Raw genomic sequence first — 18,457 nt, forward strand, 5'->3', positions numbered from 1 at the left:
GGTATAGTTGTTGGCAGGCCGGGTTTTTCATAGCATTGGGTAATGCCTGAAATTAAAAAACGCCACTGCAAGACAAGTGCAGTGGCGTTAAAAATATTAGTAATACAAATTTGTCTATTTTATCTCTTTCAGCAGGTCCAGTACTTTCTCGCGCTTTAGTATCAGGTAGCCTATTTTCTCTTTTGCAATACCGTCTTTCAACTGGTAGGTGAAATGCAGGTTGTCTGCTATCACTTCAGATTCAAAATATTTAAAGCGGATATTAGGCTCGTCCTGCAAGGCTTCCGCCAGTTCATACAGGTGAGTGGAAAGAATGAAGAGACAGTTGCTGCTGCGCAGTAAGCCCTGTATAACGGCCAGCGAACAGTTCTTGGCGTCTTCCACATTGGTGCCCTTGAACATCTCATCTATCAGCACCAGCCAATGCTTACCGTTGCTGATCTTGATGATCGTGTTCTTGATGCGTTGCACTTCGCTGTAGAAATAGCTTTCTCCTTTGAAAATATTATCCTGCACCTGTATGTTACTGAAGATGCCATGGAAGAAGCTGAGCCGCATTTGCTGTGCAGGCACGCCCATACCAATGTGCGCCAGGAATACCGCTACCCCCACCGCTTTGATGAAAGTGGTCTTGCCCGCCATATTGGCCCCGGTAAGGAAGAGAAAATGCGCGCTCGGGTCCAGGTTGATATCATAGGATACAGGCGATTGCAGTATCATGTGGTATAGTTGCCTGGCATGCACAAACGGATGTGCGGTATCCTCAAACTCGGGGAACTGCAGTTTGTAATGCTTTATGGCTTTGGCCATTGCATAATAGGCATCCAGTTTCTGGTACAGTTCCAGCAATTCCCAAAGGTGTTTTTTCTGGCGGTTGCGTATCAGGTTATCGTAGCGCAGTATGTGGATAAAGCTCAGCCGCTCCGGTTCAGTGATCGCCAAGAGGTCGGCAAATTCGCGCTGGTGTAAGAGGTGTTGCGCCCTGTCCAGCAGCTGTTTTAAAACAAGCGGTGTCTGGTCTGAGTTGAATGATTGTACCAGTGAGCGGAAACCTTTTACAAGGTTCAGCAGCTGTGTAAAGGAGAATTTAATAAAGCCGTAGTCAGGTGCGTAAATGGTTTTGGTGATCACTGCATTGAACAGCAATCCCGGGCCGCTGGTATTGGAGATAGGCGAGATCTGCGCTTCGAGATAATTCTCTACCACCACAATGGTGCCGTTGGTGATGATCTCTGGCCAGGCTGCTTCCTTCTCTAATATATACCGTAATGCATCCTGTCTTTGCTGAATGGCTGCAATATTTGGTAAAGGCGTGCTGAACAGCTGCCGGAGGTATTCCCTTCCTCCTGCAGTAGTGGTAAAATCCAGCCGGTGAAATAAGGAATATTCCTCGTCCCGGTTAAAGATAGATAGGTCATAATAGGTCGTCTTGTCCAGCTCCATTTATAAACAATTAGTTGTCAGTTATTAGTTGTTAGTTGTCAGTAATTGACGCAACGCAGTTATTTATTATTTGTACAGATGCAGTATACGCTGAATTCCATAATACCACAAGCGCTTATTGTTACAAAAGGTATAAAATATTTCGCGTCAATCACTGACAACTGACAACCGTCAACTTACGACTGAAATAATAAACGCTGTCCCTGCCTGCTTTCATCGAACACGCCGTTCTGCCAGGCCAGGTGGCCGCTTACGAAAGTATGGGTGATTGCCGCAGGGAAAGTATGTTCCTCAAACGGGCTCCAGTTACATTTATAGAAGATATTGTCCTTGTCTACGGTAGTGGCTTGCTGCAGGTCAACGATCACGCAGTCTGCAAAATATCCCTCGCGCAGGTAACCTCTTTCGCGGATGCGGAAACATGCTGCGGGGGCATGGCACATTTTCTCCACCATTTTTTCCAATGTGAGGTTACCCTTGCTTACATGCTCCAGCATCATCAGCAGGCTGTGCTGCACCAATGGTACACCGGAGGGCGCCTGCAGGTAGGGCTGTTGTTTTTCTTCCCAGGTATGCGGGGCGTGGTCGGTGGCAATAATATCCAGCCGGTCATCCAGCAGTCCTTTCCACAGCGCGTGCTTGTTATGTTCCGCTTTAATGGCCGGGTTGCATTTGATGAGGTTCCCGTAGCGCACATAGTCATCAGCGGTAAAGTAGAGGTGATGCACACATACCTCTGCGGTTATACGTTTTTCAGAGAGCGGCAGCATATTGCTGAACAGCTGCAGTTCCTTCTCCGTGGAAATATGCAGGATATGCAGGCGGGAATTATGTTTCTGTGCAAACTGGATGGCCACCAGGGAAGATTCAAAACAGGCTTCCTCGTTACGGATCAGCGGATGGTCCGCTGCGGTCAGGTGTTCTTCTCCTTTTTCCGCTTTAAAGCGGGCCATGTTCTCGCGAATGATCTTTTCGTCTTCGCAGTGGGTGGCGATGAGCAATTCGCTTTCGGAGAAGATCTTTTCCAAGGTAAGGTAATTGTCCACCAGCATGTTACCGGTAGAGGAGCCCATGAATATTTTTACACCGCAAACGCGGTCTTTTTTGGCGTTTGTTTTCAGTACTTCTTCTGCATTATCATTGGCCACGCCCATAAAGAAGGAGTAATTGGCCAGGGAATTGGCGCGGGCGATCTCATATTTATCTTCCAGTCTTTCCTGGGTAATAGCCTCAGGTTTGGTATTGGGCATTTCCATGAAGCTGGTTACCCCACCGGCTACGGCTGCACGAGCTTCGGTATAGATCGTGGCTTTATGGGTAAGGCCCGGCTCGCGGAAGTGTACCTGGTCGTCAATCACACCGGGCAGCAGGTGTTTGCCTTCCCCGTTTATTTCCGTGTAATTGCCTTCAATGCTGATCTGCGGAGCTATCTTTTCAATACGGTCGTTGCGGATCCATACGTCCTGTACGGTAGTCTTCCCTTCATTTACCACCGCAATATTTCTGATGAGGTAATTTTGCATGAAGCAAAGATAGGGAGTTGTAAGTTGACAGTCATCAGTTGTCAGTTGTCAGTGGTCAGTGGTCAGTGATTGAAGCGTCCATAGTCTCCGCGTTGATCACCGACGACTGACCACTGACCACTGACAACTCTCAACTGTCAATTATCCTTCCAGATGTATCGAGAACACGATCATCCTCGACTGCAGCTTCTCGATCACATTCGAATACCGCAGGTTCGGATCTTTCACATGCACATTGCCAAAGCCATTGCTGATCTTGAACTCAGGGGAGAAAATGAAGCTCTCGAAATAGAACTCAAAGCCGGCGCCCAGCTCATAGCCATAGTCCCCCGTTCTCACCTTCACCAGCTGATCATCACGGCGGGCGCGTGCATTGGCGGCCAGGTCATAGTCGTATTTCAGACCGGCGATCGTGTATACCCGCATGTTACCAATGCGGTCAGATTTGAATTTGATCTGTATCGGAAAGCTCAGCAGGATGGATTCGATCTTTTTATCGGTTTCCGGCGTCTCCTGGTAGTTTTCCCGGTAGTAGAGGTTCTTGGAAGCAAATACCAGCTGCGGGTTAAAGCGCAGGTCAAAGTAGGTGCTCAAACGGGCGTTGGCCAAAAGCCCCAGGTTGAAGCCCATGGTCTTCAACGGCTCTACCACCATGATGGAATCCTGTTTCAGGAAAACCGGCGCCTGGTGCAGTTTAAAAGCAGATTGATTGGCAGCCAGCGTAATACCGAAGTAGTAAGGTTTGGCATCATGTTCCAGCATGTTCATCATTTGCTGGGCATGAACCGTAGCAGGCTTCCATAGGATCGTCAATAGGGATAAGGTTAGCGCGTTGCGCAATAAATTGAACATATGCCGAAAGTGAGCGTTTTGCATGTAACCGACTGGAAACCAGTATTAGTTAAAATATTACACATTACCGGTCCCTGGGGGAAAGCCTTTACAGAATCCGGCAGATAACTGTAGGCCGCCTGGCTTTTCGCAATCCATTTCCCTAACAGGGGAGTTATATAACGAAAATACAAATTATATATTTGTTTAATGGGAAAAACTGTTGGATTGGAGAATTCCAGTATCACCAGTTTCCCACCTGGCTTTAACACCCTTCGCATCTCAGACAGTCCTTTTTCCAGGTGCTCAAAGTTCCGGACGCCAAAGGCAACCGTTATCGCATCAAACGTCTGGTCAGGAAAACTTATTGTTTCACTGTCACCTGTCTGCAGGGTTATTTTATTGTCAAGCGCCAGCTTTTCGATCTTTTTACGGCCCACAGCCAGCATGCCTTCAGAAATATCAATACCGGTAATATGGTCGGGTTGTAAGAGGCGGCTGGCCATGATGGCGAAATCACCGGTACCGGTGGCCACGTCCAGCATTTGTTTGGGTTGGAGGGTTTTCAGCTGTTTTAAGGCCTTTTTACGCCAGATCACATCAATGCCCAGCGACATGAAATGATTCAGGAAGTCATAGCGGAAAGCGATATTATTGAACATGTCCGCTATTTGCTCCTTCTTACTTAATTTTGACCCCACGTAGGGAACTACCTTCTGAACATTGACTTTGTCTGACATAGGGGGCAAAGTTAGGTAAATGTCCAGGAAAGGAATGCAGTAAATTATTAAGACGATGATCATTAAATCAGCTGAATATCTTATCAGTAATGCCGATTGGGACAAATGCCCCAAGCCCAATCTTCCGGAATATGCATTTATAGGACGCTCCAATGTGGGCAAGTCCTCCCTGATAAATATGCTGGCTAACAACGAGAAACTGGCCAAAACTTCCGGTACGCCCGGTAAAACCCAGCTGATCAACCACTTCCTCATCAACCAGGCCTGGTACCTGGTAGATCTACCCGGCTATGGCTTTGCCAAAGTTAGCCAGTCGCAGCGCCGCCGCTGGGAGCAGATGATAGAGAACTACCTGCGCAAAAGGGAAAACCTGGTCAACGTATTTGTACTGATAGACAGCCGCCATACCCCCCAGAAGCTGGACCTTGAGTTCATTGACCAGCTGGGCGAGTGGCAGGTACCTTTTAACCTGGTGTTCACCAAAGCCGATAAGAACACACAGGTAGAGACCAGCCGCAATGTAAAAGCCTTTCTCAACCGGCTGAAGGAGAACTGGGAGTTCCTGCCAGCTCACTTTGTTACATCTACAGTCAAGAAGACCGGCCGCGATGCCATACTGGGTTTTATAGATGTAATGAATGCTCAGTTCCGGGCAATAGCGTAAGGCCTTAGTTTAGATACAGGGGCAAGATCATCATGGTGTTTTTTACAGGAGGCCAGCAGTAATCCTAAAGCAGCTAACAGTATGTAGATGGCATGTTTCATGAACAGGGGATTTAGGTATAAATAAGAGGGAGAAACATGCTTATATGTTACAGGAAGTAGAAAAATGTGGGTATGCGATAGGGGAGACAAAGCTACCGGACGTGTGGGCCACATCCTGTTGAATGTTTTTGGGGGATCAGCAGATTACGCTGTCAGGCTCAGTTCACCACCTTATTGGCACAGCTGCTGCTTGCAAAAGCTTCAGGTTTGGCCTTAAAGGCAAAGCCCATACCCAGTATATAACCCATTGCTTCGCGCAGCGCCAGGTTACTCTTGAACTGGGGATTGGTGTTAATGTCTGCATGCACTTCCATATCCACGTCGTATTCCGTGAACAGGTCACAAAGCTCATAGGCGATCTCAATGCTCTTGGCCACTTCGATCAGCATACGCTCCTTAATGGAATAGGAATCGCGTGTTTTTTCATTGTGGATGAACATAAAACCTCCATGGCCTTCACGCAGAAAAACGATCACCGTAGCAAATTCGGTTTCTGCACCTTTTACCTGTGAATCAGTGCCGATGCACACCTTCAGTTTGAACCCCCGGGCGCTTTCCCGGATGATGGCTTCCCGTACTTCATCCTTGATCGGCAGATGAATGGGGTCGCCATTGAATCTTCTCCATTTTAACATATGTATGTATAATTAAGAGTGAATAGGCGTCTCAGTTAATACGCTATCAATCTGTTGGAGAAAAGCCAATCGGTATCTGTAGCCAGCCAAGATCGGGGTGGATGGATAGAAAGAAATTTACCGAATATACGAAAAAAGCGGCAGATCAGTACTGCCCGGTGCTCAGTAATACCAGGGTACAGGCCTCAACGGGCTTGATACCATGCCGGGATGCCAGTTGCTCCAGCTCTTCATTCTCCGTACCGGGATTGAAGATGATGCGTTTAGGACGCAGTTGGAGGATGTAATCATAATACTCCTGCTGCCTTTGCGGGTTCAGGTACAGTGTAACCGTATCCACATTTTCAACAGCAGGATGCTCTTTTATTACAGGCGTATCGGCAATCTGCGCTTCGCGCTTGCCGATGGCCACCACCGGGTGCCCGTGTGCTTTTAGCCGCGACACCGCCAGGTAACTGTACCGCGTCGGATTTGGAGAGGCGCCCAGCACCACCGTTAATTTCTTATCACCATTGATCGAGGTTTCCATTACCACTAAAATAAGCCATTTTACTGAAACCGGATCAGAACAGGTGATATTGCTGCCGTGGCAACTGCTGCAGTATCTGCTCAAATGCGCCCTGCAGATGTGGGTACTGGAACCTGAAACCTTCCCGGGTAATGCGGGTAGGCAACACCCAGCGGCTCTTCAGCAGCAGTTCTGTTTCCGTACCTATCAGGCGGGCGCCCATGGCCAGCAGCCAGGCGGGAGCAGGGAGGCCCATTACATGCCCGCTCACTTTCCGCAGCGTTGCCATAAAAGTATTGTTCGGTACCGGGTAAGGTGCACTGCAGTTGAATGTGCCGTCCAGCCCGGGATGCGCCTGTAACCAGGCGATCATTCGGCACAGGTCGGTAATATGTACCCAGCTGAACATCTGCTCCCCATTGCCCTGGCGGCCGCCCAGTCCGTACTTTAGCAGGTTCAGGTAAGGCGGTATCACACCGCCCTGCGGTCCAAGCGTAACGGCTATACGTAAGATCACTTTCCGTGTATGCGGTAATGTTATATCATTAAAGGTCTGTTCCCAGCGTTTGCATACCTGTACAGAAAAGTCGTTGGCTATCTCTCCTGTAAATTCATCCATAGGGCGGTCTTCCGCGTGACGGTATATCGTGGCGGATGCTGCGTTGATCCATAGCTGCGGCGGGTTTACCAGGCGGCTGATCGCTTCGCCCAATACGGCCGTGGCTTTGGTGCGGCTGTCGAAGATCTCTTTTTTGTTCCTTTCTGTATAACGGCAGTTCACGCTTTTACCTGCCAGGTTGATAAGCAGGTCTGCATTTTCCAGATGGCTTTCCCAGCCGTTCAGGCTTGCTCCGTCCCAGTATACATAACGGATACGCCCCTTATTGATCCTGGGATGACGAGTAAGGATCACAATATCATTCCGGTCTCCAAAGTGGTCTATCAGGCCCTGGCCTATAAAGCCGGTACCCCCGGCAATCACTATTTTTTTGTTTTTCATGGTCTGTAGTATTTCAATACTTTCAATAATTATTGAAACATAAAGAGAAAAAAATATTACTTGAAGATCTTCATCAGGGTACCATAGAACCAGCTTTCCTCAGCTTTAACGAAAGAAGTGATGGTCTTGTCTGTCTGGTGGGCAAACTTGTTGATGTTATGAATCGAGTCCCTGAAGGCTTTTACGTATTTGTCTTTCTGATCCCCTTCCACATCCTGCAGCTGGTTCAATACTTTCATGATGGGGTCCAGCTCGCGCTTTTTCCTTTCCCTGGCAATTAAGGTGGCCACTTTCCAGATATCTTTTTCAGCGGTAAAGAACTCGCGGCGTTCCCCGGGCACCAACACCCGCTCTACCAGTCCCCAGTTGATCAACTCCCGCACGTTCATGTTGGTATTGCCCCTGGAAATGTTCAGTTCCTGCATGATCTCGTCAGCACTTAGCGGATCAGGCATCACCATTAACAGTGCATGGATCTGCGCCATGGTACGGTTAATGCCCCACTGGGCGCCCAGTGAGCCCCAGGTCTGAATAAACTGTGCTTTTGCCTCCGCTAATTTCATCATGTTAAAGATAGGGAAACTTATTGAAGTTTCAAAATACATTGAAAGGTAATAGGGGGTTTATATCATCCGTTTCAATGCATAGAATGTAGAGCAATATGGTTTCCTTCAGAGTCGCGTATAATAGCATAATACCCGAGTGATTGCTCTTCCGATACCAGGGCTTTTTCCTGGATGATCTTTCCGCCTGCATCTGTTACGCGCGCCAGCACAATGCTCAGGTCATCACCTGCATTAAGATATACCAAACATCCGCGCTGACTGGGAATATAATCCGGGCCCTGCACAATAGCGCCGCCAATGCCGCCGCCTTGCTGGTCATGGGGCAAAAATCCCCTGCGGTTAGGTCCCGCCAGCGCATCTTGCATCTCGTAGTCAAACAGCCGGCTGTAGAATTGCCTGGCCCTTTCAAAATCATTTACGGGTATCTCGAACCAGTTAAGTGTATTCACGGGAGGTTTCATGACAGGATAATTATCAGGATGATGATCAGGATTATTATTTTGGGGGATGGTTACTAATTTACGAATTATAAGCGAATTGATTTACAAATTAGCATTCACCTTATCATGTTCACATTAAAATGATCGATAAAAAAAGAGCGAAACCGTACAGGCTTCGCTCTTCATATAACTGTTATTGTTAGCTCTTAATATTACACCAGCATAGTCACGGGGTTTTCCAGGAACCCTTTCAGGGTAGCCAGGAAACGTGCGCCAACCGCGCCGTCTACCACACGGTGGTCGCAGCTCAGGGTCAGCTTCATGATGTTCTCCACCTTGAACTGGCCTTTATCTGATACCACGGTTTCTTTGATATTACCAACAGCCAGGATCGCGGAGTTCGGCGGGTTGATGATCGCAGTGAACTCGTCGATACCCAGCATGCCCAGGTTGGAGATGCTGAAGGTGCTACCGCTGAATTCCTGTGGCTGTAGCTTTTTATTCTTGGCTTTGTCGTACAGTTCCTTTGCTTCGCCTGCTATCTGGCTCAGGGATTTCTGATCGGCAAAACGGATCACCGGTACGATCAGGCCTTCGTCAATAGCAACGGCAGAGCCGATATGGATATGCTGGTTCTGACGGATCACATCACCCATCCAGCTGCTGTTCACAAACGGATGCTGACGCAGCGCCAGTGCGGCAGCTTTGATCACCATATCATTAAAGGAAACTTTTACGGGAGAGATCTCATTGATGGTTTTGCGGGACTCCATGGCTTTATCCATGTTCACATCAATCTTGAGATAGAAGTGGGGTGCAGTGAATTTGCTTTCGCTGAGGCGGCGTGCTATTGCTTTACGCATCTGGCTCACCTCGATATCCTGGAAACCTTCCTGTCCAGCCGGTACAAACGCAGGAGCGGCGGCTTTTTGTGCTGCCGGTGCAGTTGCTGCGGCAGCCGCAGGTTTCGCGCCCGGTACAAAGCTGTCAACATCCTTCTTCACGATCCTGCCACCATCACCGCTGCCGGTTACCTGGCTAATGTCAATACCTTTTTCTTCTGCCAGCTTCTTCGCAAGGGGAGAAGCCTTTACCCTGCCGCCATTCACCGCAGGGGCCGCTTCTGCCACAGGCGCCGCCGGAGCTGCGTTGGCCGCAGGTTTGCTTTCTCCTGCAGGAGCCGCCGCCGCGGGGGCAGGGCCGCCTTTTTCTGCAGCCAGGATGGCATCGACATTGGTGCCCTTCTTGCCTACAATAGCGATAATATCGTTTACTTTGGCAGCATTGCCTTCTTTTACGCCCACATATAACAGTTCGCCGTCCGCATACCCGATCACTTCCATGGTAGCCTTATCGGTTTCCACTTCAGCCAGCACATCATCACTCTTCACGGTATCGCCCACCTTTTTGTTCCAGGCTACTATCTTGCCTTCTGTCATGGTATCGCTCAGCAGCGGCATACGGATCACGGTTGCATTCTTCAGCGCTTCCTGTGCGGCGGCTGCGTCTCCGTTAGACGCTGCAGGGGCCGGAGCCGCTGCGGGAGCGCTGGCCTGTTGCGCAGGCGCGCTGTCAGCCTTGCCATTGGCCGGAGCCGCGGCAGCTGCACCGCCTTCCAGCAGGGACTTGTAATCTTCCCCGGGTTTACCCACTATAGCAATGATCTCATTTACTTTGGCAGCCTTCCCTTTTTCAACACCTACATATAATAGAGTGCCGTCTACATATCCTATAACCTCCATGGTAGCCTTGTCGGTTTCCACTTCAGCTATTACGTCGTCTGATTTTACGGTATCACCCACCTTTTTATGCCATTCCGCAATCACCCCTTCTGTCATCGTATCGCTTAAAAGGGGCATTCTGATAACTTCTGCCATAATATTTACTCAAAATTTTGCCCAAACCTACAAAAGAAAGACGAAAAAATTAATAATGAATAATGAATAATTAATAATACGGGTGCCATGTGTACCTGGGTAAAACGCAAGCAAGCGCTGTGGGCATTATTAATTATTCATTCTTAATTATTAATTCTTTAAAAGTCCAGTTCCATGTTTAATTTATCCTTCAGCTCTTTTACCAAGGGATATTTGTCTATCATGGCCTGGAATTGTTCACGGCTGCTCATCGGCGCAGGCCCGATATCCTGCGTTTGCTGGGTCTCATCCAGCTGCAGCGTGAGGATGATAGCGGGATTATTGAACTTCTTCTTGAAAAACTCTGAAATAGCCAGCTTCTCCTCTTCCATAAAGCGGAACTGCACAATGTTCCGGCTCACAATGCCGATCTCCTCCGGAGCCAACAGGTTCACTACTGCCAGCTGCAGGTTACTTACCACCGTCATCTTATTGGCCTGCCGGAAAATATCAATGAACTCTTCCCAATACACTGCCAGGGCCCCTGCAGTAATGGGAATCGTTTGCTGCACCACGGTGGTTTGCTGCCTGGCAGCCAGCGCTTCCTTCATCGCGGCCAGCCCGGTAAGCTTGTTGCCTGTGGCGGCGGCTGTTTTTGCTGCCGGTGTTGCCGTTGGGCGCGGAGCTGTATTTACAGGAGCAGCAGGTGTAACCGCCAGCTGTGCCACCGGGGGCGGCGGCGCAGGAGTGGGAGCTGCGACCGGTGTACCCTTGGCCGCGGGGGCAGCCGTGGTCTCTATAGTAAGACGGGCCGATTCATTTTGTGCGATAGACGCCGCTGTAGCAGGTTTGCCCGCGCTACGGGGCGGGGCGGCCTGGGCAAACGGTGCTCTTAACTGCTGCGGGGTGGCCCCGTCAGGTACTAACTTTTTTTTTAACACTTCGCCGCTCTGGTCATCGCTCACCAGGGTCACCGCCTGTTGCAGGTAACACAGCTTGATCAGCGCCATTTCCACGTGCAGGCGTTTATTGCGGGCCAGGCGGTAATTGATCTCCGTTTCATTCAACAGGTGGAGGGCCGTGATCAGCCAGGCCGGGCTTATCTTTCCGGACAATTGCTTATAACGGTCCTTCAGGTTGCCCGATACCTCCAGCAGGTGTAATACCTTTTCTTCCTTACACATCAGCAGGTTGCGCAGGAACTCTGCCCAGCCGTTCAGGAAATTATCCCCCTCAAAACCTTTCTGCAGGATCTCGTCAAAGATCAGCAGTGCATTGGCAATGTCCTGTTGCAGCACGGCGTCCATCACCCGGAAGAAATAATCGTAATCAAGTATGTTGAGGTGCTCCAGTGTATTCTGGTAGGTAAGATGGCCGCCGGTAAAGCTCACGATCTTATCCAGCGTACTTAAGGAGTCGCGCATGCAACCGTCTGTCTTCTGCGCCACCAGGTGCAGGGCATCGGCTTCCGCCTGTATATGTTCTTTCTGGCAGATCTCCTGCAGATGGTCTACCGTATCCTGGATGGTGATACGCTTGAAGTCGAATATCTGGCATCGGCTCAGGATCGTAGGTAAGATCTTGTGCTTCTCCGTGGTGGCCAGTATGAAAATAGCATAGGAGGGAGGTTCCTCCAGTGTTTTCAGGAAAGCGTTAAAAGCCGAGGAGCTGAGCATGTGCACCTCATCTATGATATAGATCTTGTATTTACCTGCCTGGGGAGCAAACCGCACCTGCTCTACCAGCGTGCGGATATCATCCACCGAGTTGTTCGAGGCAGCATCCAGCTCATGGATATTGAAAGAGCTGCCTTCGTTGAACGACTTACAGGAATGGCACTCGTTACAGGCCTCTCCATCCGGCTGCAGGTTCTCGCAGTTAATGGTTTTGGCCAGGATACGCGCACAGGTGGTTTTTCCTACCCCCCTGGGACCGCAGAACAGGAAGGCGTGCGCCAACTGGTTATTGCGGATCGCATTTTTGAGGGTAGTGGTAATGTGGGATTGTCCTACTACGGTCGAAAAATTCTGAGGACGGTACTTCCGGGCCGAAACGATAAAATTCTCCATATTCTTCAATATTCCAGTAAAGAGTGCAGACAGTGCGTTTTTTCAATCAATCGACAACTCCTTATACAAGGCATTCGCAAAGATCGAAAGTACATAATTTCTTTAATACTCATGGACAATGACCTGCGGACTCAGCTCCAGCGCCAGGTCCAGGTAAGCTTTCCTGATCAGCGCCACGTAGTTATCATATTGATTCAGTACTTGTGTGCCCAGCTCTTCGACGCTCAATGTAGGCCGCTCATGTATAAAATCCGTCACTTTTCCCTGCAATTCCACATCCCAACGGCTCACCACATCCGGGTACTGACAAAGTATTTTGATCAGCGCCCTGAAACGGCGCTGGTCAGCTTTCAGGATCTCATCCAGGGCATCCATATATTCCACCGTCTCCTGGTGGGCGTTAAACAGCATTGCATGGTGATCAACAGTGCCCGTAACCACTTCACCGAGTTGCTCCGCCATTTCCTGGTGCAGCACCACCTGTTCATATAACTGCAGCATGTTTTGTGCCTGCTGTGTTCCTTTCTCCAGCGCCCGGGTATAATGATAACGGAAAGCAAGACTATCATGCGCATGCAGCCAGGATTCCTCCTGCGCTACAGCGGCGCTGAGCGCTGTCATCAGCTGCGCTGCCTGCGCTGCGTCGTAAGTTTGTCCGTCAAATTCAAAATGGCTCACCGGGATCTGTCTTTCTGCGATCGCCTCCAGTGTTTCAAGGTCCTGGCGGTCCCGGAAATAGCGTTTGATCCTGATGGTATTGGCAGGATTATATAATGTATCAAAAGTGTATACCGCCTTCTCCTCATTTGTCATGGGCTGTTTCCAGGCATATTCCAGCTGCGTAAAGAGCCGGTTGTCATAGTATCCTGAAAACGCCGCCGGAGCAGCATACTGCCGTTCCTGTTGTTCCAGCCCGGCGATGAATGCCTGTATAGTATGCCACTGCTGGTTTTCTCCCGGCGCTTCACCATACTGCAGTGCCGTCATATCTTCCTGCACGCGAACCTGGTTATTGAACAGCTCCCAGGCGCTGACCCTTTCTCCTGTATCCCGGGCGGTGATGGCCCTGACGTGCTGCGTTCTTTCATCCAGCCCCGGTTGCGAAGCGCCCTGCCGTCTGAACTGTACCCTGCTTTTCACAAATGTTTGCAGGTAGGTATCCGTGATCAGCGGGAGACCGGCTGCATCTGCGCTGAGATAATTGCGCTCTGCATAACGCTGTATCAATGCGCTTTGTGCCTCGTACAGGTTGCGGAACCGCAGGCCCTGGGCGTCCAATCCGGGAAGCTCGTCCAGGCAGCGTTCCATGCAATGGCTGCCTATCTCTGCGCGGTGCAGCGCCGAAACGGCAGTCTGGCTGCCTGCCACCTGCGCGCCTACAGCGTCTGCATAGAACTCCATCTCCCGGCTTACAGGAATGTATGCACGGTTCACCAGCGCAAACAGTTCCGTCAGTAAATATTGTATGCCATTGGCGATACCCATCGTAACCTGGCTGAAAGGCCGCAACAGGTAACTGCGGCCCAGCCGCCGGATAATAATGATATGCAGGCCCTCGCTTTCGTATAAACGCTGATAGATCCATTGATGCAGGCGGGATACATAATTGCCCAGCCGCATGCCTGGCACGGAAAACCTCGCCAGCGTATGCGCCAGCATCATTCTGAGCTCGCTGATATTAAGGCTGTTCACCAGGCCCAGCCCGATCTCCAGCCGGCTTCCGGCAAGCCGCAGATTCCCCGGTCCATGAAATACTGCTGCCGTTAGGCCTGGCACGGCAAACACTTTACCACGAAACCGTGTACTTGTAGCCGTCGATAATTCTGTAATGAAATGGAATAAACGGGGATGCTCCGCAGGTTGCAGCAAGGTACGCAGCTGACGGCCTCCTTTCCTGCGGCTGAAAAGAGAGCCGCCCAGGAAAAACAGCAGCATTGCACCCAGCAACACCAGCCCTGACGCGAAAACGACAGGCAATACCTGCCGAAGGCTCATCAGCAGCAGGATACCGCCTGCCATACAGGCTGCCGCCAGCGCAGTGGTGAGTATCAGTAACAGCGTATATGCAGTAAAGAACAGTAAAATAAGGCCGGACGCTTTTATTACCTGCCTTTTGAAAAGCGGCGGGAATGTAGGATGAACCGGTGCGTGGTTAACCGGATTATCGTTGGGCATAGTACATACAGGTTAGAGAAAATGAAGTCGGATAGTTAAGTTCCACCCCTCCAAGGGTTCGCAACCCCTGGAGGGGTCCAACCCCTTGGAGGGGTTAAAGAACCTTAAATTTAAATTAAAATAATGTAAGTAAAAATCTCATTGGAGAAAATAGTAATGCATTAAACCAGCGCTAGTGCCGGGCTCGCAACTAATACCTTGAATGTCTGTAAATTTCTTTACCTTACGGGAATGGTACCCAAATAATTTGATTCCAGGAAAAGATCCCAGTTAATCCAGGCTAACCAAATAACCAGGCACAACCCATTAAATTAAATTCAATCTGCTGAAATGAATCGTTCAGTTGTTCTACGTATTATCGTACCCGTATTGTTTGTCATCACCATCCTGCTTGGTATTAAAACCTTCAATGAGCATCGCTCGGGCGAGCTCCGTTTGCAGACTGCCATTGACACCCTGAAACAGGACCGTCCGGGCCTCCGGCTGATAGATTCAGCCCTTGTCACATTCAATGCGGCAGAAAGTAATTTCCGTTTGTATACCGTGCTGTATGCACCCGCCTACCTGCAAACCTTTCGCCTCCAGCTCGATACGGTGACTCTCCTGCTCGGTGGTCAGCTGGCCGATCTGATGCGTGGAAAAGAAGGCCTGGAAGAGAAAATAGCCGGTATCAAGCGTACTACAGACGAACTGCTGGCGCGATCTGTTAACGATGACAGGATTGAAAAGATGTTGAGCGCTATTCCACCTTATGTCGCCAGCCGTATCCCGGATGAGAAAGTGACGATGGATACCCTTGGCAGTGATGAGTTAAAAGCCGCTAAGAAAGGACTGTTCAAACGCCTGGGACAAGCCATCGCCAACAGGCATGATACCCTCAAATCAAAACAGACCATCTTCGTCAGAACAAAAGACGGCAAAGTGATGTCGCAGGACGCGTATGAAGCCCGGCGCATACAACGGATGCTGGCGGATGTGAATAGTTACTATAAGAATGTATTGCGGCAGCAATTGCAGGGTCGTACGGAGATCAACCTGGCGGAACAATCGCTTGCGCTCACCAACCTTAGCTTGCTGGCTGATCTGAAAAAGATCATACAAACACTCCGGGCACAGGCGCTCAGGGATGAAACAGATCAGAAGTTCCGCGCAGGGCTTAACACCGCAGAAAATATCAGCCGGATGGCAGCCAACTTTATATGGTTGTTCATTTTCTTCCTGCTCACCAGTATTGGCGGCGTGTTCCTCTACCGCGAATATCGCCGTAAGGCAAAACTGCTGGCCATCGAGAAAGCAAAAGCGCTGGAAGAAGCCCGTGCCCGTTCTGTTTTCCTGGCCAATATGAGCCACGAGATCCGTACTCCGCTCAATTCACTCATAGGCTTTACAGAACAGCTGGATCATACCCCGCTGCACGAAGAACAACGCGAACTGCTGCGTGCAATAGCGCTTTCCGCTGATATGCTGATGGAGGTGGTCAATGATGTACTGGATTTTTCAAAGCTGGAGAGCGATTATATCTCCATCCAGCGGCAACCCTTCACGCTGTACCAGGCCATGCTGGACGTGATCAACGCCATGCGGGTGCAGGCGGTGCGCAAACAGCTGGAGCTGCATTTTTATTTTGAAGGCGATCAGCATCAGCATGTACAGGGCGATATGTTCCGACTTAAGCAAATCCTCATTAACCTCATTGGCAATGCCATTAAATACACAGAAACAGGAGGTATAACGGTAAAGGGTAAACTGGAGCAGGAGGGCAGGCACCGCGGCCTCTTCACTTTCTCTGTAACAGATACGGGGCCCGGCATGCCGCCGGAAGCGCTGCCCCGGATCTTTGAACGCTTCTACCAGGCGCGTTCTCCCCGGCTGGATATAAAAGGCACCGGTCTCGGGCTGGCCATCACCCAGCGCCTGGTAAGGTTGCATGGTGGTGATATTTACGCGGAAAGTGAAGTAGGCAAAGGTTCTGTCTTTACCGCTCACATCCCCTATGAGCTGGCGCATCCGCCCCAGACCATGGTGGTTACCCGGCAGGATCTCGAACAGCTGAACGGCAACCACCTGGAAGGCCTCTACGTGCTGATCGCAGACGACCAGGAGATGAACCTCCTGCTGTTGAAAATAATGCTGACCCGCTGGAAATGTCGCTTTGATATGGCTAAAGATGGCGCCATTGCTTATGAAATGTTCAAAACAAACAATTACGACCTGGTGCTGCTTGACCTCCAGATGCCCCAGCTCAGTGGCATAGAGGTGGTAGGCCGTATCAGAACAGACACCGACACCCGGAAAGCAACGGTCCCCGTTATAGTATTAACGGCAGACATCACCCGTCAGGACGAGGAAAACTTCCGCAAAGCCGGCTTTAACGACTGGCTGCTGAAACCCTTCCGGGAAAAAGAGATCTACAGGATGATAGTGAAGCATCTGTCTAAAACAATTAAGGTTTAAAGTTTGAGGTTTGAGGTTTGAGGTTCGTTGAAGGTGGAATGTTCATGACTACTACTCCTGCCTGAACAAGATCATTGTCATGAACCTCTAACATTTAACGAACCTCAAACCTCAAACCTCAAACTTTAAACCTGAAATCTCAAACCTTTAAACCATCGGATGTCTTTTAAACTCCTTCGTCCTGTCAAACAGATAACGATAGGTAGTCAGCTTGCGGCTGGGGTAAGTGCCCAGGCTTTCGGCGATATTGATCATTTTAGGGTTCCAGTCGCCTATCCATTGCATCTCGTAATCATCATATTGGTGGCCCTGTATGGTCTTCGCGCCTTCTACGATCATATAAGCGTCTGCGCCTTTGCCCTGGAACTCCGGCACCACGCCAAATACGATACCGGTAATTTTTCGGCACCTGTGCGTAAATTTCAGCCAGAGCAACAGCAATTTTTGCAGCAGTCCGAATTTTCCGTTCATATGTTTGAAGAACTGGTTCAGCTCAGGGAGGTTCAGCCAGCAGGCAATAGGTTCATTGTTGTAATAAACAAACCATATTATTTTTTCATCCATGACCGGCTTCATTTTTTGGAAGATGCGCAGCGCCTGTGCGGGAGATATCTCTTTGCCGCCGTCATGCCCCGCCCAGGCTTTATTGTAAACGATGGAGAAGTCAGTGGCATATTTCTCAAGATCATGCTTCTGCAGATGCCTGGCAGAAAAGCCCGGGTCTTGCGATAGCTGCTCGTGGCGTTTGAGGAACTTATCCTGTAATGGTTCCCTTGCCTTCATGGCAAAGCATAACTGGTGAAAGAAGGGCTGAAAACCGTAATGTTCCAGCAGGTCTTTATAGTAGGGCGGGTTATAGTTCATGCAGTACAGGGGCTCATGGAAACCTTCTACCAGCAGTCCCCACCAGCGGTCCCTTTCCCCAAAGTTGATCGGGCCGTCCATCGCTTCCATGCCCCTTTCTTCCAGCCATTGTTTGGCGGTGTCCAGCAGCAGGTTGGCCGCAGCCTGGTCATTGATGCAGTCAAAGAAGCCGATACCGCCGGTAGCCTGGGAATCGCCCTTGGTCTTGTACTTTTTATTGACAAAAGCGGCAATACGCCCTATCCAGGCGCCCTCCCCGTTGCGCAGCAGCCATCGCTCACATTCTCCGAATTTGAAGGTCTTGTTCTTCTCCGGGTCAAATACTTCTGCTATATCTTTATCCAGGGGACGGATCCAGTTAGGATACTGTTTGTTAAGATCTGCATGTACCTGTATAAACAGCTGGGCCGTTTTTGCGTTATCTACTTTGACAAGCTCCATAAGGAAGCAAAAATAATCATTTACGCAGAACGCCAAACGCCGGAGGCAAAACGTCGGGGCATTGCACAGGCAGCGTTCAGCAGTAAGCATTTAGCATTCAGTGTAAATGGCACTATTTTTTCTGAGGAGCAGTGACAGTAACAAAAA

16 protein-coding genes are annotated in these 18,457 nt (G+C 49.8%); 2 read left to right on the forward strand and 14 right to left on the reverse strand.

Going from position 1 to position 18,457, the window contains the following annotated elements; genetic code table 11:
- Positions 1 to 114 precede the first annotated feature (114 nt).
- From ACR9Y8_RS22005 to ubiE, 4 genes are all read right to left on the reverse strand, one after another.
- Entirely contained in the window at positions 115 to 1,443 is a 1,329-nt protein-coding gene (locus ACR9Y8_RS22005) for a MutS-related protein (RefSeq protein ID WP_481215413.1), read from the reverse strand.
- Between the two features lie 176 nt (positions 1,444 to 1,619).
- Positions 1,620 to 2,966, reverse strand: coding sequence for a dihydroorotase (locus ACR9Y8_RS22010; protein WP_481215414.1), 1,347 nt, complete (start codon positions 2,964 to 2,966; stop codon positions 1,620 to 1,622).
- Positions 2,967 to 3,107: 141 nt separating this feature from the next.
- On the reverse strand, positions 3,108 to 3,818 hold the full coding sequence (gene porT / locus ACR9Y8_RS22015) for a type IX secretion/gliding motility protein PorT/SprT (RefSeq protein WP_481215415.1): 711 nt from the start codon (positions 3,816 to 3,818) through the stop codon (positions 3,108 to 3,110).
- The gene (gene ubiE, locus ACR9Y8_RS22020; protein WP_481215416.1) at positions 3,791 to 4,537 is read right to left on the reverse strand and encodes a bifunctional demethylmenaquinone methyltransferase/2-methoxy-6-polyprenyl-1,4-benzoquinol methylase UbiE; all 747 of its coding nucleotides are present in this window, start codon (positions 4,535 to 4,537) and stop codon (positions 3,791 to 3,793) included. The genes porT and ubiE overlap by 28 nt, the downstream gene beginning before the upstream one ends.
- A gap of 55 nt (positions 4,538 to 4,592) precedes the next feature.
- Here ubiE and yihA point away from each other — a divergent pair, with 55 nt between their 5' ends.
- The gene (gene yihA / locus ACR9Y8_RS22025; protein ID WP_481215417.1) at positions 4,593 to 5,201 is read left to right on the forward strand and encodes a ribosome biogenesis GTP-binding protein YihA/YsxC; all 609 of its coding nucleotides are present in this window, start codon (positions 4,593 to 4,595) and stop codon (positions 5,199 to 5,201) included.
- Here yihA and ACR9Y8_RS22030 read toward each other — a convergent pair.
- The 9 genes from ACR9Y8_RS22030 to ACR9Y8_RS22070 all read right to left on the reverse strand — a co-directional run bounded on the left by ACR9Y8_RS22030 (position 5,180) and on the right by ACR9Y8_RS22070 (position 14,551).
- Complete coding sequence (locus tag ACR9Y8_RS22030; RefSeq protein WP_481215418.1) at positions 5,180 to 5,302, reverse strand: hypothetical protein; 123 nt, start codon at positions 5,300 to 5,302, stop codon at positions 5,180 to 5,182. The two genes, yihA and ACR9Y8_RS22030, sit on opposite strands and share 22 nt — an antisense overlap.
- A gap of 158 nt (positions 5,303 to 5,460) precedes the next feature.
- Positions 5,461 to 5,937 carry a ribonuclease H-like YkuK family protein gene (locus ACR9Y8_RS22035; protein WP_481215419.1) on the reverse strand — a complete coding sequence of 159 codons (477 nt, stop codon included), beginning with the start codon at positions 5,935 to 5,937 and terminating at the stop codon, positions 5,461 to 5,463.
- A 145-nt stretch (positions 5,938 to 6,082) separates the two neighbouring features.
- Positions 6,083 to 6,466: a CoA-binding protein gene (locus ACR9Y8_RS22040; RefSeq protein WP_481215420.1), complete on the reverse strand. Its 384-nt coding sequence runs from the start codon at positions 6,464 to 6,466 to the stop codon at positions 6,083 to 6,085.
- Positions 6,467 to 6,500: 34 nt separating this feature from the next.
- On the reverse strand, positions 6,501 to 7,445 hold the full coding sequence (locus tag ACR9Y8_RS22045; protein WP_481215421.1) for a TIGR01777 family oxidoreductase: 945 nt from the start codon (positions 7,443 to 7,445) through the stop codon (positions 6,501 to 6,503).
- A 56-nt stretch (positions 7,446 to 7,501) separates the two neighbouring features.
- Positions 7,502 to 8,011 (reverse strand): GbsR/MarR family transcriptional regulator, encoded by a 510-nt coding sequence (locus ACR9Y8_RS22050; protein WP_481215422.1) that lies wholly within the window; start codon positions 8,009 to 8,011, stop codon positions 7,502 to 7,504.
- Positions 8,012 to 8,082: 71 nt separating this feature from the next.
- Positions 8,083 to 8,472 carry a VOC family protein gene (locus ACR9Y8_RS22055; RefSeq protein ID WP_481215423.1) on the reverse strand — a complete coding sequence of 130 codons (390 nt, stop codon included), beginning with the start codon at positions 8,470 to 8,472 and terminating at the stop codon, positions 8,083 to 8,085.
- A gap of 191 nt (positions 8,473 to 8,663) precedes the next feature.
- Entirely contained in the window at positions 8,664 to 10,328 is a 1,665-nt protein-coding gene (locus ACR9Y8_RS22060) for a pyruvate dehydrogenase complex dihydrolipoamide acetyltransferase (RefSeq protein WP_481215424.1), read from the reverse strand.
- Between the two features lie 158 nt (positions 10,329 to 10,486).
- Positions 10,487 to 12,376, reverse strand: a complete 1,890-nt coding sequence (locus tag ACR9Y8_RS22065) for a DNA polymerase III subunit gamma/tau (RefSeq protein ID WP_481215425.1) — start codon at positions 12,374 to 12,376, stop codon at positions 10,487 to 10,489.
- Positions 12,377 to 12,478: 102 nt separating this feature from the next.
- Positions 12,479 to 14,551, reverse strand: a complete 2,073-nt coding sequence (locus ACR9Y8_RS22070; protein ID WP_481215426.1) for a M48 family metallopeptidase — start codon at positions 14,549 to 14,551, stop codon at positions 12,479 to 12,481.
- Between the two features lie 330 nt (positions 14,552 to 14,881).
- Here ACR9Y8_RS22070 and ACR9Y8_RS22075 point away from each other — a divergent pair, with 330 nt between their 5' ends.
- Entirely contained in the window at positions 14,882 to 17,005 is a 2,124-nt protein-coding gene (locus tag ACR9Y8_RS22075; RefSeq protein WP_481215427.1) for an ATP-binding protein, read from the forward strand.
- A gap of 147 nt (positions 17,006 to 17,152) precedes the next feature.
- On the opposite strand, the gene ACR9Y8_RS22080 is transcribed toward ACR9Y8_RS22075, so the two are convergent.
- Entirely contained in the window at positions 17,153 to 18,310 is a 1,158-nt protein-coding gene (locus tag ACR9Y8_RS22080) for a hypothetical protein (protein WP_481215428.1), read from the reverse strand.
- Between the last annotated feature and the right edge of the window lie 147 nt (positions 18,311 to 18,457).

It is taken from the genome of Chitinophaga sp. SVR4-12A, from assembly GCF_056754765.1.